General features: G+C 60.4%; 1 protein-coding gene and 2 pseudogenes. 2 read left to right on the top strand and 1 reads right to left on the bottom strand.

Features of this window, described 5'->3' with window-relative positions; translation table 11 throughout:
* Positions 1 to 2479 (top strand): chromosome segregation protein SMC (gene smc / locus AC1DVH_RS27985; RefSeq protein WP_477756518.1); only part of this gene is annotated, 2479 nt, incomplete at its 5' end.
* Positions 2480 to 2737: 258 nt separating this feature from the next.
* A pseudogene (gene zipA, locus AC1DVH_RS27980) lies at positions 2738 to 3211 on the top strand (cell division protein ZipA); the annotation flags it as partial.
* Here zipA (AC1DVH_RS27980) and zipA (AC1DVH_RS27975) read toward each other — a convergent pair.
* Positions 3193 to 3470, bottom strand: a pseudogene (zipA, locus tag AC1DVH_RS27975) (cell division protein ZipA); the annotation flags it as partial. The pseudogenes zipA (AC1DVH_RS27980) and zipA (AC1DVH_RS27975) overlap by 19 nt on opposite strands.

Here is a 3470-nt window from a genome sequence, read left to right as displayed (position 1 = left end):
CGACCGCACGCTGCTGCTGACCCTCGGCGAAGAGCTGGACATGCTCACCCCGGAGCAGGAAGTCACCAGCGCCGCCGCCGAAGAGGCCGCTGCCGCGCTGGAAGAATCCGAGACCACCATGCATGGCTGGCAGGAGCAGTGGGATACGTTCAATCTCACCGCCGCCGAGCCGCGTCGTCAGGCCGAAGTGCAGCAGTCGCGGATCCAGCAGCTGGAAACCAGCCTGGAGCGCCTGGCCGATCGCCAGAAGCGTCTTGGCGAAGAACGCGCCTTGCTCTCGGCGGACCCGGAAGACGCGGCGATCATGGAACTCAGCGAGCAGCTCGCCGAATCCGAAGCGACCCTTGAGGATTTGCAGACCAGCGAAGAAGCTCAGGTCGAAAAGCTTGAACAATTGCGTCAGGAGCTGCAGCTGGCTCTGACGGCGCAACAGCAGGCCCAGGGCGATTTGCAGCGGCTCAACGGTCGACTGGCTTCACTCGAAGCCTTGCAGCAAGCCGCGCTCGATCCGGGCACCGGCACCGCCGAATGGCTTCGCGACCAACATCTGGCCGATCGCCCGCGCCTGGCCGAGGGCCTGAAAGTTGAAGCCGGTTGGGAGCTGGCGGTGGAAACCGTGCTTGGTGCCGACCTGCAAGCGGTGCTGGTGGACGATTTCAACGATTTCGATCTGTCCGGGTTCTCCCAAGGCGATTTGCGTTTGCTCAGCCCGGCCAGCGATGGTATGCGAGTTCCGGGCAGCTTGCTGGACAAGGTCGAGGCGCAGATCGATCTGTCGCCGTGGCTGGGGCAGGTCAAGCCGGTCGACAGCCTCGAACAGGCCTTGGCCTTGCGCGGTCAACTGGCCGCCGGGCAGAGCCTGATCAGCCGTGACGGTTACTGGGTCGGTCGGCATTTTCTGCGGGTGCGTCGGGCCAGTGAAGCCGAAAGCGGCGTGCTCGCTCGCGGTCAGGAAATCCAGCAATTGGGTCTTGAGCGTGAGGAGCGCGAAGCCGCGGTCGAAACCTTGGAAACCCAACTGCAAAATCTCAGGGCGCAGCAGCGTCAGCAGGAAAACGGTCGCGAACATTTGCGCCGTTTGCTGCAGGACGAAGCCCGTCAGCAAGGTGAATTGAAGGCTCAACTTTCCGCCGGCAAGGCCAAGGCCGAACAGTTGACCCTGCGGCGTACCCGCCTCGACGAAGAGCTCACCGAGCTGGACGAGCAGCGGGCCCTGGAACACGAGAACATCGGTGAAGCGCGCCTGCAATTGCAGGAAGCCCTCGACAGCATGGCGCTGGACACCGAGCAGCGTGAGTTGCTGCTGGCCCAGCGCGACAGCCTGCGCGAACGCCTGGACCGGGTGCGCCAGGAAGCCCGGCAGCACAAGGATCACGCCCATCAGTTGGCGGTGCGTCTGGGCTCGCTCAAGGCCCAGCACGATTCCACGCGCCAGGCGCTGGAGCGTCTGGAGATGCAGTCCGAGCGGCTGACCGAAAAACGCGAGCAACTGAGCCTCAATCTGGAGGAGGGCGAAGCGCCACTGGAAGAACTGCGCCTGAAACTCGAGGAGTTGCTCGACAAGCGCATGACCGTCGACGAAGAACTCAAGACCGCGCAGATCGCCCTCGAAGACGCCGACCGCGAACTGCGCGACGCCGAGAAACGCCGCAGCCAGGCCGAACAACAATCCCAGTTGATTCGCAGCCAGCTCGAAACCCAGCGCATGGAATGGCAAGCCCTGAGCGTGCGCCGCAAGACCTTGCAGGACCAATTGCTGGAAGACGGCTACGATCTCCACGGCGTACTCGCGACTTTGACTGCCGAGGCCAGCGAGAAGGATGCCGAGGAAGAACTCGAGCGCATCGCTGCGAGGATCCAGCGTCTGGGCGCGATCAACCTGGCGGCCATCGATGAGTACCAGCAGCAATCGGAACGTAAACGTTATCTGGATGCCCAGAACGACGATCTGGTGGAAGCGCTCGATACCCTTGAGAACGTGATTCGCAAGATCGACAAGGAAACCCGTAACCGTTTCAAGGATACCTTTGATCAGATCAATGGCGGTTTACAGGCGCTTTTCCCAAAAGTTTTCGGTGGAGGCCGCGCGTATTTGGAACTGACGGGCGAAGATCTACTCGATACAGGGGTAACAATCATGGCGCAGCCGCCAGGAAAGAAGAACAGCACCATCCATTTGCTCTCCGGCGGCGAAAAAGCCCTGACCGCATTGGCCCTGGTTTTTGCGATCTTCAAGTTGAACCCGGCGCCGTTCTGCATGCTCGATGAGGTTGACGCGCCACTGGATGACGCTAACGTTGGACGCTACGCGCGGTTGGTAAAAGAGATGTCACAGACAGTGCAGTTCATCTACATCACCCACAACAAGATCGCCATGGAAATGGCCGAACAACTGATGGGTGTGACGATGCACGAACCCGGTTGTTCACGTCTGGTGGCCGTGGATGTCGAGGAGGCGATGGCGATGGTGGATGCCTGAGTCGTGGTTGTAGAAAAGGGTGTTTACGGTATGTAGGACTCTTTTCCTTGCTTCGACTTGCTGGCCAATCGACATATTCGCGCTAGCCAACGTGGTAGACGGTGTAAAGTTGCCTTTGGTCGTGCTAGTTTAATGTCAATTTTTCGTATACGTGGGCAAAACGCCTGTCAGAACATAGAGTTGGCGCCACGTTTTAAAGCGGTTTGCAGGTTGTAAACCCCTTATTTTTCAGCATTTTTCATAGAGGCACGGGATTACATGGAAATCGGTCTGCGCGAGTGGCTGATCGTCATCGGCATTATTGTCATTGCCGGTATTCTTTTCGATGGCTGGCGCCGTATGCGCGGCGGCAAGGGAAAACTGAAGTTCCGTCTTGATCGAAGTCTGTCCAATCTGCCGGACGAGGACAGCAGTGCCAGCGCCGAGCTGCTGGGCCCGCCGCGCGTGCTGGACACGCATAAAGAGCCGCAACTGGACGAGCAGGATCTGCCGTCGGTGAGCATGCCGGCCCGCGAGCCTCGCGAGTCGGGCTCCAAGCGCGGCAAGCGTGGCCACAGCGAGCCTTCCCAGGGCGACATGAACCTCAGCCTGGATCTGGACGGCGGCCCGGGCTTCAGCAGCCGTGACGACGACTTCCCGGATGACACCAAGGCTTCGCCTTCGGTCAACGGCAAAGAACAACCGCAAGCTGAAGAAGTGCTGGTGATCAGCGTGATCTGCCGCGACGCTGCCACCATCACATCGAAGGCTTGCTTCGGATGACGCGGGCCTGGCAGACCCAGGAAGAAGCTCACCGCCGGGGTGCTGAAGTGGTCGATGTCGTCCAGGTCGAATACGCCCGGTTTGACCGCGTTAGCCATGGAAAACAGCACCTCRCCGTTGCCTGCCATGCTTTCGTGACGATGGAAAATATCCATCTCGCCGAAACGCAGGCCGCTCTCCAGAATGTTCTGCAACAGCGCCGGGCCCTTGAAGCCGGCAGCGTCGCGGC

The sequence above is a fragment of the Pseudomonas sp. P4_C3 genome (assembly GCF_056402075.1).
The sequence above is the reverse complement of the archived record's forward strand: the minus strand, read 5'-3'. Positions and strand labels throughout refer to the sequence as shown.